The organism is Pseudomonas sp. MYb13, from assembly GCF_002980075.1.
Taxonomy (GTDB): Bacteria; Pseudomonadota; Gammaproteobacteria; order Pseudomonadales; family Pseudomonadaceae; genus Aquipseudomonas; species Aquipseudomonas lurida.
The window spans coordinates 155,279-182,088 of record NZ_PCQI01000001.1; the positions used below are offsets into that span (position 1 = coordinate 155,279).

28 protein-coding genes are annotated in these 26,810 nt (G+C 62.6%); 14 read left to right on the plus strand and 14 right to left on the minus strand.

What is annotated here, in order from left to right:
• Positions 1-4 precede the first annotated feature (4 nt).
• Genes CQ002_RS00740 through CQ002_RS00755 form a run of 4 tightly spaced genes read right to left on the minus strand, consistent with a single transcriptional unit; the run spans position 5 to position 4,128 of the window.
• A complete protein-coding gene (locus CQ002_RS00740) occupies positions 5-448 on the minus strand; it encodes a hypothetical protein (RefSeq protein ID WP_069078614.1) in 444 nt (147 codons plus the stop codon).
• Positions 438-1,736 carry a phosphatase PAP2/dual specificity phosphatase family protein gene (locus CQ002_RS00745; protein WP_105163085.1) on the minus strand — a complete coding sequence of 433 codons (1,299 nt, stop codon included), beginning with the start codon at positions 1,734-1,736 and terminating at the stop codon, positions 438-440. The genes CQ002_RS00740 and CQ002_RS00745 overlap by 11 nt, the downstream gene beginning before the upstream one ends.
• Before the next feature lie 2 nt (positions 1,737-1,738).
• Positions 1,739-3,493: a bifunctional alpha/beta hydrolase/class I SAM-dependent methyltransferase gene (locus tag CQ002_RS00750; protein ID WP_069078612.1), complete on the minus strand. Its 1,755-nt coding sequence runs from the start codon at positions 3,491-3,493 to the stop codon at positions 1,739-1,741.
• An 11-nt stretch (positions 3,494-3,504) separates the two neighbouring features.
• Positions 3,505-4,128, minus strand: coding sequence for a CDP-alcohol phosphatidyltransferase family protein (locus tag CQ002_RS00755; RefSeq protein ID WP_034110459.1), 624 nt, complete (start codon positions 4,126-4,128; stop codon positions 3,505-3,507).
• Positions 4,129-4,340: 212 nt separating this feature from the next.
• On the opposite strand from CQ002_RS00755, the gene hflK (CQ002_RS00760) reads away from it, so the two are divergent.
• The 8 genes from hflK (CQ002_RS00760) (at position 4,341) to cfaB (ending at position 13,483) form a co-directional block, all read left to right on the plus strand.
• A complete protein-coding gene (hflK, locus tag CQ002_RS00760; protein WP_105163084.1) occupies positions 4,341-6,245 on the plus strand; it encodes a protease modulator HflK in 1,905 nt (634 codons plus the stop codon).
• Between the two features lie 12 nt (positions 6,246-6,257).
• Positions 6,258-7,238 (plus strand): protease modulator HflC, encoded by a 981-nt coding sequence (gene hflC / locus CQ002_RS00765; RefSeq protein WP_105163083.1) that lies wholly within the window; start codon positions 6,258-6,260, stop codon positions 7,236-7,238.
• Complete coding sequence (gene hflK, locus CQ002_RS00770) at positions 7,235-8,269, plus strand: protease modulator HflK (protein ID WP_105163082.1); 1,035 nt, start codon at positions 7,235-7,237, stop codon at positions 8,267-8,269. The genes hflC and hflK (CQ002_RS00770) overlap by 4 nt, the downstream gene beginning before the upstream one ends.
• Complete coding sequence (locus CQ002_RS00775) at positions 8,266-10,152, plus strand: cation-translocating P-type ATPase (RefSeq protein ID WP_105163081.1); 1,887 nt, start codon at positions 8,266-8,268, stop codon at positions 10,150-10,152. Before hflK (CQ002_RS00770) ends, CQ002_RS00775 begins: the two co-directional genes overlap by 4 nt.
• A 116-nt stretch (positions 10,153-10,268) precedes the next feature.
• The gene (locus CQ002_RS00780) at positions 10,269-10,520 is read left to right on the plus strand and encodes a membrane protein (RefSeq protein WP_034110450.1); all 252 of its coding nucleotides are present in this window, start codon (positions 10,269-10,271) and stop codon (positions 10,518-10,520) included.
• Positions 10,521-10,587: 67 nt separating this feature from the next.
• Positions 10,588-11,433 (plus strand): DUF692 domain-containing protein, encoded by an 846-nt coding sequence (locus CQ002_RS00785; protein WP_034110449.1) that lies wholly within the window; start codon positions 10,588-10,590, stop codon positions 11,431-11,433.
• A complete protein-coding gene (locus CQ002_RS00790) occupies positions 11,424-12,212 on the plus strand; it encodes a DNA-binding domain-containing protein (RefSeq protein ID WP_105163080.1) in 789 nt (262 codons plus the stop codon). The genes CQ002_RS00785 and CQ002_RS00790 overlap by 10 nt, the downstream gene beginning before the upstream one ends.
• A gap of 86 nt (positions 12,213-12,298) precedes the next feature.
• Positions 12,299-13,483, plus strand: coding sequence for a C17 cyclopropane fatty acid synthase CfaB (gene cfaB, locus CQ002_RS00795; protein WP_034110446.1), 1,185 nt, complete (start codon positions 12,299-12,301; stop codon positions 13,481-13,483).
• 33 nt (positions 13,484-13,516) lie between these two features.
• On the opposite strand, the gene cls is transcribed toward cfaB, so the two are convergent.
• Positions 13,517-14,956 (minus strand): cardiolipin synthase, encoded by a 1,440-nt coding sequence (gene cls, locus CQ002_RS00800; RefSeq protein ID WP_034110444.1) that lies wholly within the window; start codon positions 14,954-14,956, stop codon positions 13,517-13,519.
• A 130-nt stretch (positions 14,957-15,086) separates the two neighbouring features.
• Here cls and CQ002_RS00805 point away from each other — a divergent pair, with 130 nt between their 5' ends.
• Positions 15,087-15,608, plus strand: coding sequence for a DUF3617 domain-containing protein (locus tag CQ002_RS00805; RefSeq protein ID WP_034110442.1), 522 nt, complete (start codon positions 15,087-15,089; stop codon positions 15,606-15,608).
• Here CQ002_RS00805 and CQ002_RS00810 read toward each other — a convergent pair.
• From CQ002_RS00810 to folE2, 7 genes are read right to left on the minus strand one after another with little or no spacing between them, the layout of a single operon-like run.
• On the minus strand, positions 15,605-16,942 hold the full coding sequence (locus CQ002_RS00810; RefSeq protein ID WP_105163079.1) for a dihydroorotase: 1,338 nt from the start codon (positions 16,940-16,942) through the stop codon (positions 15,605-15,607). The genes CQ002_RS00805 and CQ002_RS00810 overlap by 4 nt on opposite strands.
• Positions 16,943-16,945: 3 nt before the next feature.
• Complete coding sequence (locus CQ002_RS00815) at positions 16,946-17,506, minus strand: DapH/DapD/GlmU-related protein (RefSeq protein ID WP_034110438.1); 561 nt, start codon at positions 17,504-17,506, stop codon at positions 16,946-16,948.
• Positions 17,503-17,916 (minus strand): phosphoribosyl-AMP cyclohydrolase, encoded by a 414-nt coding sequence (gene hisI, locus CQ002_RS00820; protein WP_105163078.1) that lies wholly within the window; start codon positions 17,914-17,916, stop codon positions 17,503-17,505. The genes CQ002_RS00815 and hisI overlap by 4 nt, the downstream gene beginning before the upstream one ends.
• Positions 17,913-18,791 (minus strand): metal ABC transporter substrate-binding protein, encoded by an 879-nt coding sequence (locus CQ002_RS00825; RefSeq protein ID WP_105163077.1) that lies wholly within the window; start codon positions 18,789-18,791, stop codon positions 17,913-17,915. The genes hisI and CQ002_RS00825 overlap by 4 nt, the downstream gene beginning before the upstream one ends.
• 11 nt (positions 18,792-18,802) lie before the next feature.
• Positions 18,803-19,669, minus strand: a complete 867-nt coding sequence (locus CQ002_RS00830; RefSeq protein ID WP_069078604.1) for a metal ABC transporter permease — start codon at positions 19,667-19,669, stop codon at positions 18,803-18,805.
• Positions 19,669-20,337: a metal ABC transporter ATP-binding protein gene (locus CQ002_RS00835; protein ID WP_069078603.1), complete on the minus strand. Its 669-nt coding sequence runs from the start codon at positions 20,335-20,337 to the stop codon at positions 19,669-19,671. Before CQ002_RS00835 ends, CQ002_RS00830 begins: the two co-directional genes overlap by 1 nt.
• Positions 20,334-21,230 carry a GTP cyclohydrolase FolE2 gene (gene folE2, locus CQ002_RS00840; RefSeq protein ID WP_105163076.1) on the minus strand — a complete coding sequence of 299 codons (897 nt, stop codon included), beginning with the start codon at positions 21,228-21,230 and terminating at the stop codon, positions 20,334-20,336. Before folE2 ends, CQ002_RS00835 begins: the two co-directional genes overlap by 4 nt.
• A gap of 128 nt (positions 21,231-21,358) precedes the next feature.
• On the opposite strand from folE2, the gene CQ002_RS00845 reads away from it, so the two are divergent.
• A complete protein-coding gene (locus tag CQ002_RS00845) occupies positions 21,359-22,561 on the plus strand; it encodes an N-acetylmuramoyl-L-alanine amidase (RefSeq protein WP_034110431.1) in 1,203 nt (400 codons plus the stop codon).
• Here the strand turns inward: CQ002_RS00845 and CQ002_RS00850 are convergent.
• A complete protein-coding gene (locus CQ002_RS00850; RefSeq protein WP_034110429.1) occupies positions 22,558-22,926 on the minus strand; it encodes a hypothetical protein in 369 nt (122 codons plus the stop codon). The two genes, CQ002_RS00845 and CQ002_RS00850, sit on opposite strands and share 4 nt — an antisense overlap.
• Positions 22,927-23,053: 127 nt before the next feature.
• Here CQ002_RS00850 and dksA point away from each other — a divergent pair, with 127 nt between their 5' ends.
• From dksA to CQ002_RS00870, 4 genes are read left to right on the plus strand one after another with little or no spacing between them, the layout of a single operon-like run.
• The gene (dksA, locus tag CQ002_RS00855) at positions 23,054-23,458 is read left to right on the plus strand and encodes an RNA polymerase-binding protein DksA (RefSeq protein WP_034110427.1); all 405 of its coding nucleotides are present in this window, start codon (positions 23,054-23,056) and stop codon (positions 23,456-23,458) included.
• A gap of 27 nt (positions 23,459-23,485) precedes the next feature.
• Positions 23,486-24,694, plus strand: coding sequence for a zinc metallochaperone GTPase ZigA (gene zigA, locus CQ002_RS00860; RefSeq protein WP_105163075.1), 1,209 nt, complete (start codon positions 23,486-23,488; stop codon positions 24,692-24,694).
• Positions 24,694-25,338, plus strand: a complete 645-nt coding sequence (locus CQ002_RS00865) for a DUF1826 domain-containing protein (RefSeq protein ID WP_098467607.1) — start codon at positions 24,694-24,696, stop codon at positions 25,336-25,338. The genes zigA and CQ002_RS00865 overlap by 1 nt, the downstream gene beginning before the upstream one ends.
• A 44-nt stretch (positions 25,339-25,382) precedes the next feature.
• Positions 25,383-26,345 (plus strand): GTP-binding protein, encoded by a 963-nt coding sequence (locus tag CQ002_RS00870; protein WP_105163074.1) that lies wholly within the window; start codon positions 25,383-25,385, stop codon positions 26,343-26,345.
• On the opposite strand, the gene CQ002_RS00875 is transcribed toward CQ002_RS00870, so the two are convergent.
• Positions 26,339-26,734, minus strand: a complete 396-nt coding sequence (locus CQ002_RS00875) for a DUF3301 domain-containing protein (RefSeq protein ID WP_015886608.1) — start codon at positions 26,732-26,734, stop codon at positions 26,339-26,341. The two genes, CQ002_RS00870 and CQ002_RS00875, sit on opposite strands and share 7 nt — an antisense overlap.
• Positions 26,735-26,810 lie beyond the last annotated feature (76 nt).

Consider the following 26,810-nt stretch of genomic DNA (forward strand, 5'->3'; position numbering starts at 1 on the left):
TTCCTTATCCGGCGAAAGGCAGCCAAGGGCTGGCGAGGATCACGCCCAGGGTCAGCAGCGCTTGCGCGCCGAGCAGCCAGGCTTGTTTGCGCAACAGTTTGAGCGCCCCACGGCGGCGCTCGGTCCAGGGCCGGCCGGCGCGTTTGGCAGATTGCAGGCCAAGCGTTTGCAGGGTTTGGTCGAGGTCTGGGGTGCGCTCGATGTCACGGGCGAGCAGGGTGAACAGATCTGCATCAAAGGCCACGCGCAGCGCCCAATACTTTTGCAACAGGCCGAGGATAATCATCCACAGGCTCAGCAGCAGGCAAATCGGCGCAATACTGGCCATCAGCAGTTGCGCCAGGCCGAACAACACGCCGACCAGCGTCAGGCCTGTGGATAACTGATCCAGTGAACGGCCACGCCGTAACAGGCTGGCGACCACTTGGAGTTCCATATCAATGGGCATGGGGTAAACCCTCCAACGCTTCACGGTGTGCGGGGTGCAGGACCACATCAGCCCGCGCTGTACGAATGATAGCCAGCGCTTGCTCGACCGTCGTGGCGCGTCCGGTGTGCAACAGCCAGGCGGCGACGGCGGTCGCGCTGCGTGAGTAGCCGAGGGCGCAGCACACCAGCAACGGACCACTGGAACGCAGACGTTCTATGGCGTGCGCGGCGTGCAGGCATTCGTCGGGCGTCGGCGCGATCAGGTCCAGCACCGGGATGCATTGGTAGGCGCGGCCCTGTGGATTAATTGGCAGTTCGGCACACAGGTCGACGATGGCCTTGAAGGGTTCCTGCTCACTCGTCGTAGGAATGCGCCCAAGCCAGACGTTATCCACAATCAGGTCGGGTTGTGGATGCTTGCGTGTCCACAGCCGCGAGTTGATCCACGCGCCGGCCAGGTATGGGGCATACAGCCAGCGCGCGGCAGGCGTCAGTTGGCCGTCGGCGCGTTTCTGGAAACCCGAAGGGCCCAGCACGAGGTAATTCGCCTTGACCAAGGCAAGGGATACCGCTGGCCACAGTATCCACAGCCATACGCCACCCATGACAACAGCCAGGACCAACAAGGCCAGGACTCCCACGCCATAGCGCATGCCCAAGCGCCAGCGCTTGGGGTCTCGCGTCAGCCGCGCGTTCGACAGTGGGTTGGGGTGTTCTACCGGCCACAGCCACACGCACAGCCACCCGGCGAGGGCACCTGTGGGTAAGTCGATAAAGTGGTGTTGATAAGTGGTCAGTACCGAGATACCGATCAAGGCGAACCAAGCATGCACCACCCACCGCCAGAAACCCTGGGTGTGGCGCTGGTACATGACCCACAGGATCACCAGCAGTGCGATATGCAGCGATGGCGCCTGGTTGAATGGCTTGTCGAACCCTGCCAGCACCGCAAACAGCCAGCCAAATACACCGTCCAATTCCGGCCGTTCGAAGGTGAAGCGCAGCGGCCAGACCAGGAAGCAACTGACCGCGATGACCTGGGCCGATAGCAGCCGCAGCGCATGTTGTTTCAACTCATGCCGACTATTGGGCAGCAGCAGGGAAAACCCGTAGAGCAGGTCGATGGACCAGTAGGGCACGATGGTCCAGGCCCAGAACGGCATATGGGCTTCCCAGTCAAATACCAGCGTGCCGACGTCGCTGCGCTGGCTGGTCACCCAGGTGGCAAAGCCGTAGGTACTGAAAAACAGCGGCGCCAACAGCAGCAGCCAGAGGACCGCGGGTTTCAACAAGCCGGGTTCGCGCATGTTCAGATCTTCTGTGCCAGGGACACGGTAAAGATGCCCCACTCATCCACGCGCTGGGTGATCTTTCGGAAACCGGCAGCCTCCACCAGTTGATCCATTTCCGCCTGGCTGCGTCGCCGCATGACCCAGGCCTGGCCCTGGCGATGGCTTGTCAGTGCCCGGGCGATCAGTTCCAATTGCGGGTGCCATGGCTGGCCGGTGTAGACCAGGTATCCACCGGGCTCCACGGCCTCGGCCAGTCCGGCCAGTGAGCCGCCGACCATGCCGTTGTCGGCAAACAGTTCATACAGCCCGGACACCACCGCCAGTGTCGGTTTCGGCTCCAGTGCCGCCAGGTCCGAGCGGTCGAACGCATCACCTTTGACGAACTGCGCGATATCCCCCAGGCCCTTCTCACGGATCAATGCGCCACCGTCGCGCACGTTGATATCGCTGTAGTCGCGCAGAAGGATCGATTCCGGCAGCGGCGACACGCCCTGCAAGGCCTCCAGGATGTAGCGCCCGTGGCCGGCAGCGATATCGACGATGCGCACCTGGCGATCAGCGGCGCGCAACCTGGCCATGGCCAGGCGCAGCAGCTCCTCGACGTTCAGCTTGCGCTGGCGAATGCCGCGCCAGCCGATGGAGTTAAGGTAGTTGGTGTCGATCATCCGCCCCAACCCACCCTTGCCGGTCGGCGTGTTGCGGTACACGTAGTCCAGGGTACTGCCGGAGTCGAAACCTGTGTCAAAGCCCAGCTTCACGCCGTCGGACAGGTTCTTGCCCAGGCCCATGCTGGCGCGAGTCAGGCGCCAATACAGGTCGCGCACGGAGTTGCGCGGCAGTGGTGCGGCGAGGGCTTCGGACTCGGCGCAGGTGGCGCCCAGTTTGTCTGCATCCAGCAACGAGGCACGGTCCAGCGGGTGTTCGAAGTTCTGCAGGATAAAGCGCCTGGCGCTGTTCACGGCGGTGGCGCGGTCACGCTCGCCGAGGGTGTCATGGAAAAAGCCTGGGAGGATGTGCAGCTCTTTTTTCAGGCTGCCAAGGCGGTCGAAAAATTGCTGTTGGGGTTTGCGATGCACCACAAAGTCGGAGCCGGAGACCAGCAGTTGGGTCGGCACCTGTATTGCCTGGGCATCAGCTACCACGCGGTCGGCCGCTTCATACAGGCCGAGCAGTACGTTCACCGAGATCGCCTTGGTGATCAAGGGGTCGCTGTCGTATGACGCCACGCGCTCCGGGTCATGGCTGAGGAACTTGGCCTTGACGTAGCTGTTGACGAAAAAATTGCCGCGAAACGTGCGCATCAGCGCCAGGCCTGGCCGTGCGAACGGCACGTAGAGCTTGACCTTGAAGGCCGGGGAGGCGAGCACCAAGGCGCGGATTTTCGGTGCGTAGTCGTGCACCCAGGTCGCGGCAATCACCGCCCCGACGCTTTGGGCGACGACGGCGAAGTTTTCTTCCTCGATGCCGTAGGCAGCGCCGATGTGGTCGCAGAAGGTCTGCACATCGCGGGCGCTGGTGGCGAAGCTGGGGCTGTCACCCCGCTCGCCGGGGGACTGGCCGTGACCCCGGGCGTCCCAGGCGAAGAAGTCGAATTGCGGCAGGTTCAGCTCATCGACCAGATGGGCGATCCGCCCCGAGTGCTCGTGGCCGCGATGGAACAACACAATCGCCTTGCGTGGCTCGCCGTCCGCCTGGGCGGTAGCCGGCCAGTGACGGTAGAAAAGCTCGACGCCATCATGGGTACCGAAGGTGTGCTCTTGCTGTTCGCGCATCGCAAAGATCCTTATGCAATCGGTGAAGTATCTTGTTGTTCTTTAAGGCCCTGACGCACCCGATTGACCAGGGTGTAGGCGAGCAAGGCCGCGACCAGCCACATCACCGCGTCGACCCAACCGTTGCCCAGCCAGCCCAGCGCCACGCCGGTGGCGAGTACGCCGAGTACGAAGGCGCGATCGCTCTTGCCCATCGGCCCGTCGTAGCGGCGCGAGGCACCGACCATGGGGCCCAACACGCCGGCGTATTCGCTGAATACCGCCAGCAACGCGACCAGCAGCACCGGCACCAGGCTCACGCCGGGGATCAGCGCAAACGGCAGGATCAGCGCGCTGTCGGCGATCACGTCGCACAATTCATTGAGGTAGGCGCCCAGGCGTGACTGCTGGCCGAATTCGCGGGCAAGCATGCCGTCGACGGCGTTGAGGGCCATGCGCAGGATCATCCACAGCGGAATCAGCGCAAACAGCCATAGATGCTGGGCAAAGCTGGCGATCAACAGGCCGACCAGCAGGGAAACCACGCCGGCCAATACGGTGATCTGGTTGGCGGTGGTGCCGTTGTCGTAGAGGCGCTGCACGAGAGGGCGCAGCAGGTTCTGAAAACGCGGTTTGAGCTGATAGATCGAAATCATGGGGGGTGACGCTTCCTTGTCCGTGGACCCGCGAAAAACTGTTCTGGAGTGTGCCGATTAATCATGGCCTGCACCAGTGATGGCGCGTGTTTCTGGGGGTTTAGTCACGCTATCGAGGACGTCGCCAAAAAAATGTGGGAGCGGGTTTCGAACAAAAATTTCACGCTGCGTGTTATATCGTAACGAATTGTGTACAACTGGGCGTTGAGTGGATGCAAGTGGATCTGGAAGCTGGCGGCGCTTCGGTGGAAGGCCTTCCGCGTTTTCAACAGGGGCTGTTCCATGCCCGTCGATTGCGCCAGGCGGGTATCAGCCTGACGGTGCTGGGCGTTGCCGGTTGGGTGTTGGCACTGTTTGTCGCGCTGTTCGTGCCGCTGTCGATCTGGCCGGTGGTGCTGATCAACTGTGCGTCGGCGTTGTTGCTGTTGGTAGCCGGTTTGCAATCGGCGTGGTGGGTGGCGGACTGGCGCGCCCAGTCGTTGGAAGAGCCTGCAGTTGACGTGCCGATTGAAGGCAGCGGCCGATACGCGCGCTTTATGGAACGTGTTGGTAAGCAGGTCGGCGCGCCGGCGTTGTGGCTCGGGGGCTGGTCGCTGCTGGTGCTGGTCAGCGTGATCGAGTTCTGGAACCTGGCATTGCCCGCCGCGCCGGTCGGTCAATCGGCAAGCATCGGTGCCGCGCTGGGGTTGGCCTTGGCATTTGGGCTGCTGGTGTTCGAACGTCGCCTCGCCCAGGAAAGTACCGCGCAGTGGCCGGAAGCCTCGCCACTGGCGCAACTGAGCCGGTTGGCGATCATCTGCCTGGTGGTCAGTGCGGTTTGCCTGCTGTTTGCCGGTGCGGCGTCGGTATGGCCCTTGCGCGTGGCGGTACTGGTTGGCTTGCTGCCAGCACTGGCCTCGCTGGAGTTTCTGTTGAGGGCCGTGCTGTCGCTGTTCAGCCCACGCCAGCCGCGCCTCGAACCTCGCTTGATGGCGCAAAGTTTCATCGCCGGGCTGCTGCGTTGGCCGCCCCAGCCGTTGCTCGCGTTGCAGCATGAGTTGCACAACCGCTTTGGCATCGACCTGCGTCAGATCTGGGCGTTTACCTACATGCGCCGGGCGTTCCTGCCGGTGTTGCTGGTGGTGTTGGCGGTCGGCTGGGCGCTCACCGGCGTGCACGAAGTACCCCTGCAGGGTCGTGGGATTTATGAGCGCTTCGGTAAGCCCGTCGAGGTGTTCGGCCCCGGTTTGCATGCCGGATTACCGTGGCCGCTGGGGCGTGTGATCAGGGTGGAGAACGGTGGGGTGCATGAGCTGGCAACCAGTGTCACTGAATCCGCAGCCCCGGCACTGGCTCCCGCCGAAGGCCCGCCACCGTTGACTGCCAATCGGTTGTGGGACGCCAGCCATGTGAATGACAAATCCCAGGTGATCGCCAGCAGCAGCGGCGACAAGCAGAGCTTCCAGATCGTCAACATGGATGTGCGTTTCGTCTACCGCATCGGCCTCACCGATCAGGCCGCTCTCGCCGCCACGTATAACAGTGCGGATGTACCGACCCTGATCCGTAGCACCGCCAGCCGCATCCTGGTACATGACTTTGCTTCGCGTACCCTCGATGAATTGCTCGGCGAACAACGCACCCGCCTGGCCGACGAGATCGGCCGCGCCGTGCAGGCGGATCTGCAAAAGCTCGACAGCGGCGTGGAAATCCTCGCCACGGTGGTCGAGGCGATCCACCCCCCGGCCGGTGCCGCGAACGCCTATCACGGCGTGCAAGCCGCGCAGATCGGGGCCCAGGCCCTGATCTCCCGCGAGCGCGGTGCGGCCAGTGAGCAGACCAACCAGGCGCTGCTGCAAGCCAGCACCGCGCGTGATCAGGCCCAGGCCACCGCAAGGGAAGTGAACGCCGGCGCCCAAGCTGCCGACCTGCGTTTCGCTGCCGAACAAAAGGCCTATGCCACGGCCGGCCAGGCCTTCGTGCTGGAGCAATACCTTGGCCAACTCAGCCAGGGCCTGGCCCATGCCAAGCTGCTCATTCTGGATCATCGCCTGGGTGCCGATGGCGCGCCGACGATCGATCTGCGTTCTTTTACCTTGCCGGCCGACCCCTCGGTGCCGCGTAAAGCCGTTCAATAAGGAGTCTGTCTGTTGAGCGCTCATTCTCACGATCATCATCATGGCCACCACCACCATCATCATGGTGACGAGCTAGCCGCCGGCCCTTTCCCGTGGCGGCGCATGGCCTGGGCAGTGTTGCTGGTGCTGTTTGCAGTCGCCGCTGCCAGCCTGGTGCAAGTGCGGTCCGGCGAAGCGACGGTGGTCACCCGTTTCGGCAACCCATCGCGGGTGCTGCTGGAACCGGGCCTGGGCTGGCGCTGGCCGGCGCCGTTCGAGGCGGCGATCCCGGTCGATTTGCGCCTGCGCACCACTTCCAGCGGCTTGCAGGATGTGGGCACCCGCGATGGCCTGCGCATCATCGTGCAGGCGTACGTGGCGTGGCAGGTGCAGGGCGATGCCGACAATGTGCAGCGCTTCATGCGTGCCGTGCAGAACCAACCGGATGAGGCGGCGCGGCAGATCCGTACGTTCGTGGGCTCGGCGCTGGAAACCACGGCGGCCAGTTTCGATCTGTCCAGCCTGATCAATACCGATGCCAGCCAGGTGCGCATCGCCGATTTCGAAGCGCAGTTGCGTGAGCAGATTGATCAACAATTGCTCACGACCTATGGGGTGCGCGTGGCCCAAGTGGGTATCGAACGGCTGACATTGCCGTCGGTGACCCTCACCGCCACCGTCGACCGCATGCGAGCCGAGCGGGAAACCATCGCCACCGAGCGCACTGCCGTGGGCAAGCGTGAGGCGGCGCAGATCCGTTCTGCGGCCGAGCGCGATGCGCGCATTGTGCAGGCCGATGCCACGGTGAAAGCCGCCGATATCGAGGCGCAGTCGCGGGTCGAGGCCGCGCAGATCTATGGCCGCGCCTACGCCGGCAATCCGCAGCTGTATAACCTGCTGCGTTCCCTGGATACCTTGGGCACCGTGGTCACGCCGGGCACCAAGATCATCCTGCGCACCGATGCTGCGCCGTTCCGCGCGTTGGTCGACGGGCCGAAGGATATCCAGCCATGACCGAGCGTGACAGCCCGGACAGCCCGTGGATCCAGGCCGGGCGCCTGACGTTCCTGGCGCTGTACGCGGTGACCGTGCTGGCCGCCTTGGCCTGGGCGTTTTCCAATGTGCGCCAGATCGACCCGCAGAACCGTGCGGTGGTGCTGCACTTCGGCGCTCTCGACCGTATCCAGAATGCGGGGCTGTTGCTGGCGTGGCCGCAGCCATTCGAACAGGTGGTGTTGTTGCCGGCGGCCGACCGGGTGATCGAGCGCAGGGTGGAAAACCTGCTGCGTTCCGACGCGGCGATCCAGGCCGATCGCGTGGCCAGTTTCGCCACGCCCTTGAGTGATGCACTGGCCGGTTCCGGTTACCTGCTGACCGGTGATGCCGGCGTGGTGCAGCTGGATGTGCGGGTGTTCTACAAAGTCATCGAACCCTATGCCTTTGTGTTGCAAGGCGAGCATGTGTTGCCGGCGCTGGATCGCCTGGTCACCCGCAGCGCCGTCGCGCTCACGGCAGCGCGGGACCTGGACACGATCCTGGTGGCGCGGCCTGAGCTGATCGGCACCGATAACCGTGCTGCCGAACGCCGCGAACGGCTGCGGGGCGATTTGGTGCAAGGCATCAATAAACGCCTGGCGGAGCTCACCTCCACAGGGTTGGGACTGGGTATCCAAGTCACTCGCGTGGATGTGCAATCGAGCCTGCCAGGCCCGGCGGTTAACGCATTCAATGCGGTACTGACCGCCAGTCAGCAAGCCGATAAAGCCGTGGCCAACGCCCGAACCGACGCGGAAAAACTCACCCAGACCGCGAACCAGCAGGCCGATCGCCTGGTGCAAGTCGCCCACGCCCAGGCGAGCGAACGCCTGGCCAACGCCCAGGCGCAAACCGCCACGGTCGCCCGTTTGGCCCAGGTGAAGGACCCGGGCCTGCTGGTGCGCCTGTACCGCGAGCGCCTGCCGAAGATTCTCGGCCAGGCCGGCTCCGTGACCACGGTCGATCCGAAAGACGACTCCCGCTTGATCATCCAGGGAGCCGAACAATGAGCGCACCCATGCTGACCTCCGCCGAGCAGCGCAGCGCTGCCCGGCAATTGACCCTGGCCATGTTGGCCTTGGGCTTGCTGGTATTGGGCCTGGTATGGCGCTGGCGGGCGCCGGACCAGACCGGCGTGAGCCAATTGCTGCTGGGCGTCGCGTCGCTCTTGGTGGCGGTACCGGTGATGCGCTCGGCCTGGTACAGCCTGCGGTTCCCCAGCCTGCACGGCATCACCGACCAACTGATCGCCCTGGCCATGCTCGGCGCCTGGGCCACGGGTGATCTGCTGACCGCCGCGCTGCTGCCGATCATCATGATCTTTGGCCATGTGCTGGAAGAGCGCAGCGTGATCGGCTCCCAGGAGGCGATCCATGCCCTGGGCAAATTGACCCGCAGCCAAGCGCGGTTGGTGCAGCCTGACGGCAGCATCCAAGCAGTGGATAACGGCACGCTGAACACCGGCGATATCGTCGAGGTGCGCGCGGGGGATCGGGTGCCGGCTGATGGCGTGGTGCTGTCGGGCCAGGCGAGCCTGGACACGGCGCCGATTACCGGTGAGTCGGTGCCGCTGGAAGCCAGCGTGGGCGTGCAGGTGTTTGGCGGGGCAATCAACCTTGATGGCTTGCTGCGCTTGCAGGTGACCCGCACCGGTAACGAGTCCACCCTGGGTAAAGTCATTGCGCTGATGCAGAACGCCGAGCGTGCCAAGCCGCCGATCACGCGGCTGCTGGAGCGTTACGCCGGCAGCTATATGGTGCTGGTGTTGCTGCTGGCCGCGGTCACCTGGTTTGTGACCAACGACGCCCAGGCAATGCTTGCCGTGCTGGTGGCCGCGTGTCCGTGTGCGTTGGTGCTGTCGGCGCCGGCCACCGCGATTGCCGGGATCGCCGTGGCGGCGCGGCATGGCATCCTGATTCGCAGCTCGGCGTTCCTCGAAGAGCTGGCGGACCTGACCTCCCTGGTCGTCGACAAGACGGGCACCCTGACCTTTGGCACCCTGCGCCTGCAATCCATCGAAACCACCGCGCCGGATCGGCAGGTGTTGTTGAACCTGGCAGCCAGCTTGGGCTCGGCCAGCAGCCACCCGGTCAGCCGAGCGTTGGCGGGGTTGGCGACACAGGAACAGCTGCTGGCGTTGACGGATATCCGCGAGCGCCAGGGCCTGGGCGTGGTGGCGCAGACCGATCAAGGCGAAGCGGCATTGGGCCGGCCGGCGTTGTTCGAGCAACTGGGCATCCTCACCACCGCTGTGCCGAATCACGACGGGCCCATCGCCGGGTTGGCGCTGAACGGGCAGTTTCTCGCCTGGCTGTTGCTGGCCGATAGCGTCAAGCCGGAAGCACGCCAGGCCTTGCAAGAGCTGCGTGACCTTGGCCTCGGTCGCCAACTGCTGCTCACCGGCGACCGCCAGAGTGTGGCTGATAGCCTGGCGCTGGAGGTGGGCATCAGCGATGTCGAAGCCCAGGCCTTGCCGGAAGACAAGCTCAACCGCGTGTTGGGTGAGATTCGCAGTGGCTTCCGTCCGATGGTGGTCGGTGATGGCATCAATGACTCGCTGGCGCTCAAGGCCGGCGTGGTTGGCGTGGCCATGGGGGCGGGCGGGGCGGATATCGCCTTGGCGTCGGCGGATGTGGTGTTGATTGGCAGCGACCTGCGGCGCCTCGGTACTTGTGTGCGCTTGAGCCGTCAATGTCGGCAGACGTTGCAGGTCAACGTGATCATCGGCCTGGGCTGGACCTTGGCCATCGTTGTGTTTGCCGCGTTTGGCTGGTTGGGGGCAGCCGGCGCCATGATTGCGGCGGTGCTGCACAACCTCAGCACCTTATTGGTACTGGGCAATGCCGGACGTTTGCTGCGCTTTCAGGAGCCCCTGTTGAAGCTTGAGGAATAATTTCAGAAATATTTGCACAGGGCTGTAACGCGCAGGAGGGGCCTCACTCTAGTGGTGTGTCGAGACTGAGCAATCCGTTCAGACCGGCACCCCTACCGATCATGAGGAATACAACAATGAACATCAAATCCGCTGCTGCTGGTGCCGCGCTCGCTATGGCCGCCGCGACGCTGTTTGCCGGTGTTGCTACCCAAGCACAAGCTGCGGACGCCAGCGTTCACTGCTATGGCGTCAACGCCTGCAAAGGCCAGAACGACTGCAAGACCAAGGATCACGCGTGCAAAGGCCAAGGTTCCTGCAAGGGCCAGGGCTTCCTGTCGATGAGCAAGGCAATGTGCGACCAGAAAGGCGGCACCGTCGGCGAATAACCGGCCACCGAGTGCTCCCGCAGCGGCTGTCCACCACCGCTGCGGACACTTTGCCCAGGAGTGTCGTATGTCCGCATCCTCTTCAAGCCTCGGTTACGGCCTGGGTCTACGCAGTGAGTACTACCAGCAGATCCTGGAACAATCGCCGGCCGTGGATTGGTTCGAAGTGATCTCCGAAAATTATCTGGTCCAGGGCGGTAAAGCCTTGTACTACCTGGATGCAATCGCCGAGCGCTATCCCCTTGTGATGCACGGTGTATCGCTGTCCATCGGCGGGCCCCATGCGCTCGATACCGATTACCTGAAGCAAATCAAGCAGCTCGCCGAGCGTATCCAGCCGGCGTGGGTTTCCGATCACTTGTGCTGGAGCCGCGGCAACGCCCACCAGTTGCATGACTTGCTGCCGTTGCCTTACACCGAAGAGAGCCTCTACCACGTGGCCGCCCGGGTGCGCCAAGTGCAGGACACGTTGCAACGTCCGCTGGTCCTGGAAAACGTCTCAAGCTATGTGCGCTCGAAAGCGGATGAATTCACTGAGTGGGAGTTCCTCAACGCCCTGGCCCACCTGTCAGGGTGCCAGTTGTTGCTGGACGTCAACAATGTGTATGTCAGCTCGCGCAATCATGGCTTCGACGCTTGGACGTTCATCCGCAACCTGCCACCTCAGAGCATCCGTCAACTGCATCTGGCGGGGCACATGGACTATGGCGACTACGTGGTCGACACCCATGACCATCCCGTGTGTGACCCGGTGTGGGCGCTCTATCAACAGACATTGGAACACCTGGGGCCGGTGTCGACGCTGCTGGAGCGGGACGACCATTTCCCACCTTTTGAAGAACTGTTCACCGAACTGAGCAAGGCCCGCGAACTGGGTGCCATGGCATTGGCCAGGAGATCGTCATGCGCCTGACCGATTGGCAGTTGGCCTTCGAACAGCACCTGTTATCTGAAACACCAATCGCCGACAGTGGCTTCGCCGCCACCCTGCTGGGCGGGCCGACGCTGGATGTGGATACCGGCCTGGCGATCTACCACCACGGCTATCTCTCGCGGTTGCAGGACGTCTTGCGGCATGACTTCAGTGCCATCTTCTATTGGCTGGGTGATGATGAATTCGCGTCGCTGACCCAGGCCTATGTACGCCGTTATCCATCGGCGCATTACAGCCTGCGTTGGCTGGGCGAGCGTTTCCCGGCGTTTATCCTTGAGCATCGGGTGGCGGAGCAAAGTGCACCGCTGGCAGAGCTGGCGCGGTTGGAGTGGGCGTTTACCCTGGCATTTGATGCGCCGCCGGGCGAACCGCTGACGCTGGATGACATGGCCAGGTTGCCACCCGAAGCCTGGCCGGCATTGCAGGTTACCTTGGCACCGTCGGTGCAGCAGTTGCCTTGCCGTTTCAATAGTGTGGCGATCTGGCGTGCCAGCAAGGACGCGTCGCCGTTTCCCCACAGCCAGGCGTTAGCCCCGGCGCAGACATGCCTGGTATGGCGACATCAGCATGTGTGCCATTACCGCAGCCTGGAACCCGATGAAGCCGATGCCCTGGCTGGGATGGCGACCACCGGCTGGAGCTTTGCCGAACTGTGCGCAGCGCTGGCAGTCAGTTACGAAGAGGGGGCACCACTGCAGGCCGCCACATGGTTGAAACAGTGGATCCAGGACGGTTTGCTCGAGCGCCGAGCCCCATAGAAGACCGCTATCAAATCGATAGCCTCCTACTTGTCTTCGGATGGTCTACCCTCACACCAGACGTCTGAAACAAGGGGGGACTACTCATGCTCGCGCAACTTCCACCGGCCTTACAGAATCTTCAGCTACCGCTGCGTCTTCGACTCTGGGACGGCCATGAATTCAACTTGGGCCCCGAGCCCAGTGTGACCATCGTGGTGAAGGACCCAACGGTCGTCTCCAAGCTGACCCATCCCACGCTCGATTCCCTGGGCGAAGCCTTCGTCGAGGGCAAACTGGAGCTGGAAGGCTCGATCTCCGAGGTCATCCGGGTATGTGACGAATTGAGTCACGCCTTGATCGAAGACGGCGAGGACAGTCGTCCGGTGCGCTCGATCCACGACAAGGCCACTGACGCAGCGGCCATTTCCTACCATTACGACCTGTCCAACGAGTTCTACCAGCTGTGGCTGGACCAGGACATGGCGTACTCGTGCGGTTATTTCGAGACCGGCAGCGAGTCCATCGACCAGGCTCAACAAGACAAATTTCGCCACCTGTGCCGCAAATTGCGGCTGCAGCCAGGCGAGTATTTGCTCGACGTCGGCTGTGGCTGGGGCGGGCTGGCGCGGTTTGCGGCGCGTGAGTTCGGAGTGAAAGTATTTGGCATCACCTTGAGCAAGGAGCAGCTGGCGCTAGCCCGGGAACGGGTGAAAGCCGAAGGCCTGGAGGGCCAGGTGGACCTGCAACTGCTCGACTACCGTGACCTCCCGCAGGACGGCCGTTTCGACAAAGTGGTGAGCGTGGGCATGTTTGAACACGTCGGCCATGCCAACCTGGCCGAGTACTGCAAGACCTTGTATGGCGCAGTGCGCGAAGGCGGCCTGGTGATGAACCACGGTATTACCGCCAAGCACACCGATGGCCGTCCTGTAGGGCGTGGCGCCGGAGATTTTATCGAGCGTTATGTGTTCCCCAATGGCGAACTGCCGCACCTGGCGATGATGACTGCCGAGATCAGTGAAGTCGGGCTCGAAGTGGTCGACGTCGAAAGCCTGCGCTTGCATTACGCGCGCACGCTGGATCATTGGAGCGAGCGCCTGGAAGACAATCTGGAAGCCGCGGCGAAGATGGTGCCAGAGCAAGCGCTGCGCATTTGGCGGCTCTACCTGGCCGGTTGCGCGTATGCATTCGCACGGGGTTGGATCAACCTGCACCAGATTCTGGCGGTGAAACCCCATGCCGATGGCAGTCATGAGCTGCCGTGGACACGGGAAGATATCTACCGCTGAGGGTGGAAAACACCGATACCTCTGTGGGAGCTGTCAGAGAATGGGTGAAATAAGCCGCGCGATCCGCATGCCCAGTTGTTGAAGGCGGCGGGTTTCGCGGCTTTCTTCGTGGCTGACTTCATGGGCCAGGGCGAAGTCGTCCAGCAGCATGTGCTCGACCTGTTTGGCGAAGGCTTCGTCGACGGTCAGTAGCATCACTTCAAAATTCAGCCGGAATGAACGGTTGTCCATGTTCGCGCTGCCAATGGCGCTGATTTCGCTGTCCACCAGCACCACCTTCTGATGCAGGAACCCCGGCGTATAGCGAAATACCCGCACACCGGCCCGTACGGCTTCGATCGCGTAGAGGCTCGAGGCGGCGTAGACGATGCGGTGATCGGGTCGTGAGGGCAGCAGCAGGCGTACGTCGACGCCACGCAAGACGGCCAGGCGCAACGCGGCGAACACGGCTTCGTCGGGAACGAAATACGGACTGGTGATCCACACGCGCTCGGTCGCCGCGTGGATGGCTTCGACGAAGAACAGCGAGCAGGTTTCATACGGGTCGGCCGGCCCGCTGGCGAGCAATTGGCAGAGCACGCCGTCCTCGGGGTAGGCGTCTGGCAGGATCAGCGGCGGCAACTCGCGCGCCGCCCAGAACCAGTCTTCGGCGAACGACTCCTGCAAGCATGCCACCACAGGACCGGTGACCTGCACATGGGTATCGCGCCACGGTGCCAGCGGTGGTTTCTTGCCCAGGTATTCATCCCCGACGTTATGCCCGCCGACGAACCCGGTGATGCCGTCCACCACGACGATCTTGCGGTGGTTGCGGAAGTTGACCTGGAAGCGATTGAGCCAGCCGCTGCGGGTAGCGAAGGCTTTGACTTTCACCCCGGCATCGCGCAGCGATTGCACATAACGATGGGGCAGGGCGTGGCTGCCGATGCGGTCATAGAGCACGTGGATGTTCACGCCTTCGGCGGCTTTTTCCTTCAACAGGGCGTGCAGCTGGCGGCCGAGTTCGTCGTCATGAATGATAAAAAACTGGAACAGCACGGCGGTCCTGGCGTTGCGAATCGCCTCGAAAATCGCGCCGAAAGTGGCCTCGCCATTGATCAACAACCGCACCTCGTTGTTGGCCAGGCACGGCATGCGGCCCAGCTTGGGCATGGCGCGCAGTGAGGCGTAGGCGCTGGAGTTGCGCGCGGCCAGGGCTTCCTCGACCCAGGGTCGCCAGTTCAGCTCGGTGATTGCCGTGTGCATTTCCTGGTTGGCCTGGCGACGCGCCTGGATGTACGCGTCGAAGGTGCTGCGACCGAAGATCAGGTAAGGGATCAGGGTGAGGTAGGGCATGAACATCAGCGACAAGGCCCAGGCGATCGAGCCTTGGGCGGTCCTGACTGTCAGCACCGCGTGGATCGCGGCAAGCGACCCGAGAAAATGCAGCGTGGCAATGAAATAGGCGAGCAGGTGCGGACCAAAAAAATCCATGGACGACGGTACTCCAGGCAATCCAGTGCCTAACAGACCATGTTCGATCACGAATGTCGCTATTTTATTTGCCGTGCAACACTGGCCGCTTTGCGGCGTCTAACGCCAACAATTGCCCAGGAGTTACCCGATGAATGCTCGTTTGCTCTGTTTAGCCATGGTTACTGGTTTGGCGCTGCCCTTGGCAGCACAGGCGCAGATGCTGGCGCCGGGCTTGTGGGAATTGACCACCAGCAATATGAAAGTCGATAACCAGGACCTGCCGGACCTGTCGTTGATCCTCGGTCAGCTCAAGCAACAGATGACCCCCGAACAGCGCGCCATGCTGGAGAAACAAGGCATCACCATGGCCGGCAAAGGCGTGCAGGTGTGCCTGACACCGGCACAGGTCGCTTCCGATTCGATCCCCCTGACCGACCCGCAGTCGGGCTGCAAACAGGAAGTCACCGACAAGACCGGTAACCAGTGGAAATTCCGCTTCAGTTGCCCGAAGGCCCAGGGTACTGGTGTCGCCACTTTCCAGAGCCAGAAAGAATTCACCACCACGGTCAATGGCACCTTCAATGCCACCGGTATTCAGCAGAAGGGCAGCCTCGACAGTCATGCCCAGTGGCTGGGCAACGATTGCGGTACGGTCAAGCCGCGAGCCTAACGCAGGAAATGCAGCGGCAGGCCCTGGCAACTGTCGACCACCTGGCCGTTGTGCCAAGCCAGGTGGCCGGAGACCAGCGTGGTGCTGACGCTGTGGCGAAAGCTGCGTTCGGCAAAGGGCGTCCAGCCGCAGCGGGCCAGGATCGGTTGGCTGCTGACTGGTTTGCCCGCAGGCTCCGGTTTGATCAGCACCAGGTCGGCCCAATAACCCTCGCGTAGATAACCCCGGTCTGGGATGGCGAACAGGTCGGCCACGCGGTGACTGGTTTTCGCCACCAGGGTGGTCAGCGGCAGCAGCCCATCGGCCACCAGCTCCAACAACGCGGGCAGCGCGTGCTGCACCAGGGGCAAACCCGACGGCGCTTCGCGATAGCCCGACTGCTTTTGCGCCCAGGTATGCGGCGCATGGTCAGTGCCAATCACATCCAGACGATCACTCAGCAAGGCCTGGCGCAGCGCGTCGCGGTCGGCGCGGGTCTTGATCGCCGGGTTGCATTTGATCTGATGGCCCAGGCGATGGTAGTCGCGGTCATCGAACAGCAGGTGGTGCACGCAGACTTCCGCTGTGATGCGTTTTTCCGCCAGTGGCGTGTCCTCGAACAGGCTCAGCTCGCGGGCGCTGGTCAGGTGCAGCACATGCAGGCGCGTTCCCAGGCGCCGGGCCAATTCCACGGCGAACGACGATGAGCGATAACACGCCTCGGCATCCCGGATCAGCGGGTGGGCCACGGGGGGAATCTTGTCACCGAAGCGTTCGCGCAGGCGTTGTTCGTTGGCCTGGATACTCGGCGTGTGTTCGCAGTGGGCCAGCAGGAGGGTTGGCACTTCGGCGAACAGCCGCTCCAGGATCCGTGGGTCGTCCACCAGCATGTTACCGGTGGACGCGCCCATGAACACTTTGACCCCGGCGACTTCGCGCGGGTCGAGGGCAGCGACGGTGTCGAGGTTGTCGTTGCTCACGCCGAAGTGAAAGCCATAGTTGGCCACCGAGTGCAGGGCCGCGCGGCGTTTTTTATCGGCCAGGGCCTCCAGGGTCAGGGTAGCCGGGTGGGTGTTGGGCATGTCCATGAAACTGGTGATGCCGCCGGCCACTGCAGCGCGAGATTCGCTGTAGAAACTGCCTTTGTCCGGCGCGCCGGGTTCGCGAAAGTGCACTTGGTCATCGATCATGCCCGGCAGCAGCCATTGGCCTTGGGCGTCGATGGCCACGGGGGCGTTGCAGCCCTCGATGCTGCTGGCGATCTTCTCGATGCGGCCGTTGGCAACCAGCACATCGGCGTGGAATGTCTGGCCTTCGTTCACCAGGTGGGCATTGCGAATCAGCAGGCGGCTCATGGTTCAGAACTCGTTTTGCAAGGCTTTGTAGCCGCGCACCAGGTCGACGTTGGTGCGCGCAACGTCTTCGGAAAATTCCGAGGCGCTCACACTCACCGGCGGGTATTGCGACAGGTCGGTGTTGGGCCCTATACGGGTGGTGGAGGGCACATAGAAGGCGGCGGGCAAATCGCGACCGTCGACCACCGAGTTGTGGCGCACCACGCAGCCGTCGCCCACGGCACAGTTGAACAGCACGCTGTTGAACCCGATGAACACACGGTCGCCAACGGTGCAGGGGCCGTGGACGATGGAGCGGTGCGCAATGGAGGTAAATTCCCCGATCGTGACCGCCGCGCCGGACTTGGAGTGGATGACCACACCGTCCTGGATATTGGAGTTGGCGCCGATGGTGATCGGGTCCATCGCACCGCTGGCGTCGACCTCGTCGGCACGGATCACGGCGTAGGGGCCGACGAACACGTTCTCACCAATGATGACCTTGCCGCAGATGATTGCGGTCTTGTCGACGTAGGCCGATTCGGCAATCACTGGGAGGTCGCCGGAAGGGTTCTTGCGGATCATGCGCAGGGCTCCGTGAGGATGTGAACGTAGTCGCCATCGATAGCGTTGTAGAAGCAGGTCGGTCGACCGGTGTGGCAGGCCGGGCCTTGTTGGTCGACGATCAGCAGTACGGCGTCGCCGTCGCAATCGAGTCGTGCCTCGATCAACTGCTGCCCGTTGCCCGAGCTCTCGCCCTTGCGCCACAACTGCTGGCGCGAGCGCGACCAGTAGCAGACTTGCCCGGTGGCCAGGGTTTCCTTGAGGGCCTGGCGGTTCATCCAGGCCAGCATCAGTACCTCGCCGCTGCGGTGTTGCTGGGCAATGGCGGCGATCAGTCCAACGCTGTTCCAGGGCAGCGCGTCCAGGACGTGTTCGAGTGGAAAGCGGCTGCCGACGGCAGCTCCTTCCAGGTCGAGCATGCTCAGGCTCATGGCTTGCCCAGGGCCGCGCACAGGGTGTTGAGGTTGTATTCGAACAGTCCGGTAAACGTGCTGGCCGGGCCTTCTGCGGCGAGGGCGTCGGAATACAGCGTGCCGCCGATCTGCGCGCCGCTTTCGTCAGCGATCTGCTTGAGCAGGCGCGAGTCCTTGATGTTTTCCATGAACACGGCTTTGACTTTGTCTTTGCGGATCTGGGTGATCAGGGCGGCGACTTCGGCGGCGGACGGCTCACGCTCGGTGGACAGGCCTTGTGGCGCGAGGAACTCGATGCCATAGGCCTGGCCCAGGTAACCAAAGGCGTCATGGGAGGTGACGATGCGGCGGTTGCCCGGTGGCAGCGCGCCGAACTTGCTCTTGGCCTGCGCAAGCAGACGGTAGATTTCCTTGAGGTAGGCCTGGCTGTTGCGCAGGTAATCAGCCTTGTTGGCCAGGTCGGCGGCCACCAGCGCCTTGGTGATGTTGTTCACGTAGATTTCGGCGTTGGCCAGGTTGTGCCAGGCATGTGGGTCGGGAATGGTTTCGCCGTCTTCTTCCATGGTGTGGGAGATCACGCCTTTGCTGGCGGTGACCACCGTGGCCTTGGTTTCGGTGCTGGTCACCAGGCGGTCCAGCCATGGCTCGAAGCCCAGGCCATTCTTGATGATCACCTTGGCCTTGAGCAGCGCCTTGGCGTCGTCGGGTGTTGGCTCGTAGGTATGGGCGTCGGCGTCGGGGCCAACCATGTTGCTGATCTGGATGTGATCGCCGCCGATCTGGTGGGTGATGTCATCGAGAATACTGAAGCTGGTAACCACCTGGAGCTTGTCTGCGGCCTGAGCCGTCGAGAGCGACAAGACGAGACTGAACAGCACGAGTAGAGCGCGCATCGGGAAGCACCTCATTGGGATGTAAGCAAAGGCGGGCGGCGCAGCAAACCGTGCACCGGACCGAAGACCACGGACAGCAGATACCCCGCGCCCGCCACCAGCACGATGGCCGGGCCGCTGGGCAGCGAGTAGTAGAACGACAGCAACAACCCCAGCCATACCGACAGGCATCCCAGCACCGCCGATACCGCGATCAGCACCGGAAGGCGCCGGCTCCAGAAACGTGAGGCAATGGCCGGCAACATCATCAACCCCACCACCATCAACGCGCCGATCGCCTGGAAGCCAATCACCAGGTTCAGCACCACCAGGGTCAGGAACAACCCATGAGCCAACGGGCCGAGGCGGCTGACGGTCTGCAGGAACAGTGGGTCGAGGGTGTCCAGCAGCAGCGGTTTGTAGATCACGGCCATGGCGATCAGGCTGAAACTGGAGACCCAGAGCATGCCGGTGAGGGTGGTTTCGTCGACAGCCAGGGCGGAACCGAACAGCAGGTGGAGCAAGTCCAGGCGTTTGCCGGCGAGGCCAAGGATCAGTACGCCGGCGGCGAGGGAGATGGGGTAGATGGCGGCGAGGCTGGCGTCTTCGCGCAGGCCGGTGCGACGGGTGATCCAGGCGGACAGGCCGGCCATGCTCAGGCCTGCACCGAGGCCGCCGATGGTCAGGGCGGGCAGGCTTAGGCCGGCGAACCAGAAGCCGAGGGCCGCTCCGGGCAGGATGCCGTGTGCCACCGCATCACCGATCAGGCTCATGCGCCGCAGGATCAGAAACACCCCCAGCGGCGCAGTGCTGCAGGCGAGGACCAGGCCGCCAATCAGGGCGCGGCGCATGAAGACGAAGTCGAGGAAGGGGGCCCACAGGTGGCCGGCCAAGTGCATCAGGCCACCTGCATGTGAGGCTGCGGGCGGATCAGCTCTTTGCTCGGGCCGAATAGGCAGCCGGTGCTTTTGATCTGCACCACTTGCTGGGTGTGGTGGCGAACCGACGCGAGGTCATGGCAGACCACGATCAGCGTGCGGCCCTGCTCGTGCCAGGCATGAATGTGCTTCCAGCATAGCGCCTGGCCTTCTTCATCGAGGGCGGCGTGGGGCTCGTCGAGCAGCAGCACCGGCGCTTCGGCCAGGCTCATGCGGGCGAGCAGGGCGCGTTGCAGTTCGCCACCGGACAACGCCATCAATGGGCGGTGCTCCAGGCCGCTGAGGCACCAGTCTTCCAGTACCGCTTCTAAGTGCTGGCTGCGTTGTTGCGGGGAGCGTTGGGTACCCCAGAAGCCAGCGGCGACCAGTTCTTGCAGGCTGATGGGGAACTGGCGGTCCAGGTGTTGCTGCTGGGGCAGAAACGATAGGCCGCCACGCCGTGGAACCTCAACCGTGACCTTGCCCGCCAGCGGTTTTTGCAGGCCGGCGATGACTTTGAGCAGGCTACTCTTACCCGTGCCGTTGGCGCCGATGATGCCGGTGAGGCTGCCTTTTTCCAGCTTGAGATCGATGGCTGGCGTCAGCGGCTGGCCTGGGGCGCCCCAACGCAATGCGGTGCAGGTGATCATGCAGGGTTTCTCGTCCAGCGGCTTTCAGCCACGGCATCGTGCGCGTGCAGGCTTTCGGCGTGGATCACTTTGAGGTGGAAGGCTTTGACGGCGTCCGAGCGTTTCAAGGCGAGGTTAAGGCGGCGCGCGGCGTCTTCGCAGAACATCAGGTTCTGCCCGTTGGCCAGGGCGAAGGCTTGTTCGTCCGCGCGTTTCACGGCGGTTTGTACGGCGGTACCGAGAGCGGCTTCAACGTCATCGATCAGATCGGTGATGGGCAGGCCGGATTGGTCGCCGTCCAATTGGATCAGTAATTGCGCGCTGCTGCGCTGGCTGTGAGGCGTGGCGACGATGCCGCTGGCGCTGCCGAGCCAGGTCAACACGTCTTCATGTTGCAGCGGCGTGTTGGCGAAGTCCTGGAGAAACTGCTGCTGAATCAACTGCCTGGCGAGGGCAGCGGAGCAAGGGCAGGTTGAGGAATAAGCAACGTCAATTTTTAGTTCCACGTGGAACATCTGGTTTTCCAGACGCGCTTCGATGCTTACCGGGTAGCCCTTCCAACCGGCCAGCGGGCTGACCAGCGCAGGGCGTTTGAGCAGTACATCGGTGTGGATACGCAGGTAGGCGTTATTAGATAAACCTTCATGACTGTCGAGAAAACGCTGCAGTACATTACGCAGAAGTGCAGGCGTAAGTGCTTGCTGGTCGAGCATCTCCAGCGCCAGGTACAGGCGTGACATGTGAATGCCACGGGCAGTCCCGTCGTTCAGGCTTACCCCGGCATCGGCGGTGGCGGCGAGGCGTTGGCCGTCGATGAGAATGGGCAGGGCGATGCCGCACATGCCCACCCATTCGAGTGGCAAGGCTTGGCGTGAAGCCTGCGCGGCGATATCCGGCAGAGTCAGCGCATTCATGAGCAGGTCCATCGTTGGAAATAAAAAGACATGTTATATTATAACTATTGAGTCGACGATGATTTTTCTGCTCCAGCCTTTTTTCAGTCATGTCGAGTAGGGACGCTCCTTCATTCGCGGTATTTTTCATGCACAGACGTCAGCTCCTTAACCTGCTTCTGGCCAGCCCTCTTTTCACGTTGCCGTTTGCAGCCCGCGCCACACAGATACGCAATGCCCGCCTATGGCGCTCGGACGACAAGCTGCGGCTGGTGTTCGACCTCAGTGGCCCGGTGCAGTACAAGACCTTCACCCTGAGCGCGCCGGAACGCTTGATCATCGACCTGAGCGGCGCCGGCCTCAGTGGCGACTTTTCTCAGCTGGCGTTGACGAACAGCGGAATCACGTCGATCCGCTCAGGGCATTTTGGTCAAGGCGATACGCGCATCGTGCTGGACCTGGCCGCGCCGATGCAGCTCAACAGCTTTTTATTGCCTCCCCAGGATGGCCAGGGGCATCGCCTGGTGCTGGACCTGACCAGCGCCACCCAGGTGCCTCGCCAAATTACGCCTGAGCCCAAGCCGCTGGTGGATAAGGCGCATCCCAAACGCGACATCATTGTGGTGGTCGATCCCGGTCACGGCGGCAAGGACCCAGGCGCGGTCGGTTCCAAGGGCCAGCGCGAAAAAGACGTGGTGTTGTCCATTGCCCAGCTGCTGGCCAAGCGCCTGAAGCGCGAGAAGGGCTTTGACGTGAAGTTGGTGCGCAACGACGACTTCTTCGTACCGCTGCGTAAACGGGTGGAGATCGCCCACAAGCACAATGCCGATATGTTCATCTCGGTGCATGCGGATGCGGCACCACGGATCACCGCGTCGGGCGCTTCGGTGTATGCCTTGTCCGAAGGCGGCGCGACGTCGGCTACCGCACGCTTCATGGCACAACGGGAAAACGGCGCCGATCTGCTTGGCGCCACCAGCCTGCTCAATCTGAAGGATAAGGACCCGATGCTGGCGGGGGTGATTCTGGATATGTCGATGAACGCCACCATCGCCTCCAGCCTGCAACTGGGCAACTCGATCCTGGGTAGCCTGGAAGGCATCACCAGCCTGCATCAGAAACGCGTGGAACAGGCCGGGTTCGCGGTGCTCAAGTCACCGGACGTGCCGTCGATCCTGGTGGAAACCGGGTTTATCTCCAATGCGCGTGACAGTGCGCGCCTGGTCACCGCGCGTCATCAGCAAGCGGTTGCCGACGGCCTGTTCGAAGGCCTGAAAAAATACTTCCAGAAGAACCCACCAATGAACAGCTACATGGCGTGGGTTCAGGAACAGAAGAACAGTCAGGTCTAACAGCCAGTGAGGCGGCTGCAGGTGAATCTGGCGCTGGTGCCACCCGAACTGGAGAACCGGTTGAGGGTGGTCCAGCCCACACGCCGGGTGTAGCCCACCCACGCCTCACCGTCCGACGCCAACCCGGTGAAGAACGTCAGTTGCCCGTAGCGGCTGTTGGTCTGTGCCCAATAGCGATTGCCGATCACCTCATACCCGCGCAAATACGTGGTACCGCCGACCGTGGCGACGCTGTAGGCATTGCCCAATGGGTCGACGCAAGCGAGCAGGTTGGCGCTGCGCGTGCAGTTGGCCAGCAGGCTCGGCGCTTGGGCGCAGGCGGATCCTGTCGCAAGCAATAGCAGGGCGCACACCAGGTATTTCATGGGGTTTCTCGCGGCAGGGAGGTTTTCAAGGATTACGCCCTTCGTCGAGGTGAGCAAGAGGGGATTGGCTTATTTGCATTGTTATACTATAACATTAAAGCACAGCCTGACCCGTGAACCGCTCCCCATGACCGAACAAGACCTCCTGGCCCAGCCGCCTGCCGACTACATGAATGAAGCCCAGCAAGGGTTCTTCCGTGCGTTGCTGCTGACCCATCGCCATGAACTGCAAGTGCGTATCGACGCCGAGTTCCTGGTGCTGCGTGAGCAGGAAACCAACAGCGACCCGGCCGATGTGGGCAGCGCCGAAGAACAGCGCCAATGGCAACTGCGCCTGCTTGAACGGGAAAAGAAGCTGCTGGACAAGATCGACGATGCCCTCGAATTGCTCGCCCGTGGCGAATACGGCTGGTGCCGCGAAACCGGCGACCCGATCGGCCTGCAACGCCTGCTATTAAGGCCCACCGCCACCCTGTGTATCGAAGCCAAAGAACGTGAAGAGCTGCGCGAACGCCATAAACGGGCGATTTGACCGGCCAACCCTGATGAGGAATACCTGATGCCCAATCGTCTCCCCGTTACCGTGTTGTCCGGCTTTCTCGGCGCCGGTAAAAGCACACTGCTCAATTACGTCCTGCGCAACCGCGAAAACCTGCGGGTCGCGGTGATCGTCAACGACATGAGCGAAATCAACATCGACGGCAGCGAAGTCCAGCGTGACGTCACCCTCAACCGCGCCGAAGAAAAGCTGGTGGAGATGAGCAACGGCTGCATCTGCTGCACCTTGCGTGAAGACTTGCTGGAGGAAGTCGCAAAGCTCGCCAAGGAAGGGCGGTTCGATTACCTGCTGATCGAGTCCACGGGCATTTCCGAACCCTTGCCGGTCGCCGAAACCTTCACCTTTCGTGACGAAGACGAGCAAAGCCTGGCCGACATCGCGCGCCTGGACACCATGGTCACGGTGGTCGATGGCATGAACTTCCTGCTCGACTATCAGGCCGCCGAAAGCCTGGCCTCGCGCGGTGAAACCCTCGGTGAAGAAGATGAGCGCTCCATCACCGATCTGTTGATCGAGCAGGTCGAGTTCGCTGACGTGATCCTGATCAGCAAGATCGACCTGATCAGCAGCCGTGATCGCGAAGAACTGATAGCGATCCTCGAGCGCCTGAATGCCCAGGCAGAAATCATCCCGATGGTCATGGGCGAAGTGCCGCTGGACAAGATCCTCAACACCGGCCGTTTCGACTTTGAACGCGCCGCGCAAGCCCCGGGCTGGTTACAGGAATTACGCGGTGAACATGTGCCGGAAACCGACGAGTACGGCATCGCCTCCAGTGCTTACCGTGCGCGCCGTCCCTTTCATCCGCAGCGCTTCTTCGACTTTATCGACCGCCCGTGGGTCAACGGCAAACTGCTGCGCTCCAAGGGTTTTTTCTGGCTGGCCAGCAAGCACCAGGATGCGGGCAGTTGGTCCCAGGCCGGCGGCTTGATGCGCCATGGGTTCGCCGGTCGCTGGTGGCGTTTCGTGCCCAAGAGCCAGTGGCCCCAGGACGAAGAAAACGTCGCGGCGATCATGGGCAACTGGCAATTGAGCACCGGTGATTGTCGCCAGGAACTGGTGTTCATCGGGCAGAACATCGACTTCACCCAACTGCGCGTCGAATTGGACGCCTGCTTGCTCAATGATGAAGAAATGGCTCTGGGCGTCGACGGTTGGCGCCTGCTGGCCGATCCTTTTGGCCCCTGGTATGAGGAGGCAGCCGCCTGATGCTGGCCCCGGTTATTCCCCTGCGCCCCGTGATTCGCCAGACCCGCGGTGAAACCCCACTGGCGCTCTCCGAGATCCTCGAAGACGGCGTCAACCTGGCGGTGTGGCAGCGCCAGTTGCCCCTGCACATCGCCGAGTTCGGCGCCTTGCTGGTGGCGCTTGACGAGCCGCTGGCCGATGCCAGGGTGATCGAGCTGAGCAACGAAGACGCCGTTCCCGATTTGCACGGGTTGGCGTCCAGTTGCCGTGACCTTGAAGGTTACGAAGGCTTTATCGCCGATGTGTCCTGGCTGGTCAGCGCATTCGCCTGTTTGCTGGGTGCCAAGCGCATCGGGGTGCGCTTGCGCTTGTTGGATAAAGCCATGTGCCCACGGTTTCACGTCGACCATGTGCCGGTGCGGCTGATCACCACCTATGCCGGTATCGGCAGCCAGTGGTTGCGTGAAGGTGTGATGGACCGTCGCCAGCTGGGCCAGCCGGATGCCGAACCCACCGACCGTATCGAACAGCTTCACTGCGGCGAAGTCGCCCTGCTCAAGGGCACCCAGTGGCAAGGCAATGAAGGCCACGGCCTGGTTCACCGTTCGCCGGCACTCAAGGCCGACGAGCGTCGCTTGATCCTGACGCTGGATTGGCTCGCATAACCGCGTAGGATCAAACGCTCTACATGGTCCGAACGATGCCCCTCATGCTGCAGAACATTCCCACTCACGTGATTGCCGGCCCATTGGGGGCCGGCAAGACCAGCCTCATCAAGCACCTGCTCGCCCAGCGCCCGGCCAACGAGCGCTGGGCCGTACTGATCAACGAGTTCGGGCAGATCGGCCTGGACGCTGCCTTGCTCACACAGGATGACGACGGCATCGCCCTGGGCGAAGTCGCTGGAGGCTGTCTGTGCTGCGTGAATGGCGCGCCGTTTCAGGTAGGACTGGGTCGCCTGTTGCGTAAGGCCAAGCCCGACCGGCTGTTTATCGAACCGTCGGGCCTGGGTCATCCGGCGCAATTGCTCAAGCAACTGCGCGAGGCGCCTTGGCAAAACGTGCTGGCGGTGCAGCCCTGTGTGCTGGTGCTGGATGCCCAGGCGCTGGCGGCGGGCAAACCGTTGCCGGCAGCGCAGCAAGAAGCCCTAACGAGCGCCGGGCTGCTGGTATTGAACAAGGAGGAAGCGCTGGACGCTGCACAGCGCCGAGCGATTGAACAGCAGTTACCCGACTGCCCGCTGTACTGGACGCGCCAGGCTCAATTGCGTCTGGAGCAGTTGCCAGGCTTGAATGCGCAGGCGGCAGCGGCTGTGGATAACGTCGACGTGCCCAGGGGGTTGGCGCAGATGCCAGCGATCTGGAGCGATCCGGCGCAACCGATCTGCCTGAGCCAGGCCCAAGAGGGCAGCTGGAGCATCGGCTGGCGCTGGCACCCAAGCCTGCAATTCGATGCGCAACGCCTGCAGCGTTGGCTGGCAAGCCTTGGGTGGCGCCGCGCCAAGCTGGTTATCCACAGTGCCGAAGGCTGGGTTTCGGCCAACGCGGTGGACAACAGTGCGCTCGCCTGGCAGCCCAGCGAGTGGCGGCGTGACTCACGTATCGAATTGATTTTCAGCGAACCACAGGATGTGACCGCGTTGCAGGCCGCCCTGGCCGCCTGCCGTCACTGACGGTTCTTGGTGCCGTGGTCCTGGCGCCACTGGCTCAGCTCGATCACTTCGGCGCTGGGCAGTGGCGTCTTGATCTCGAACGGGTAGGGCGCCAGTTCGATCTGCGCACTGTGGGCACCGAATTGGGTGATGGTCCCCGGATGGCGGGTTTCGCCGGTCACGGTGAATTCAAAGTTGTAGATGCGTGCCAGGCGTCGCCGACCGTTGGCATCCTTCACAAAACCGATGCGCTTGAGCGCGACCGCGCCGTCAAGGAGTTCGATGTCGAGCTTGGCGCAATGCTGCTTGACCCGCTCCAGCGCGCGTTCGCGCAGGCCGTGGTTGTGCCACACCCAGGCGGCGCCGGTGGCCAGCAGCATCAACACGAAGATGTTTCCCAGGGTGAGCATGCGATGAACTCCAACAAAGTGAGAGCAGCTTAACTGCGTCGCCGGCCTGTCGTACAGGCTGTGTTTAGTCGCATAC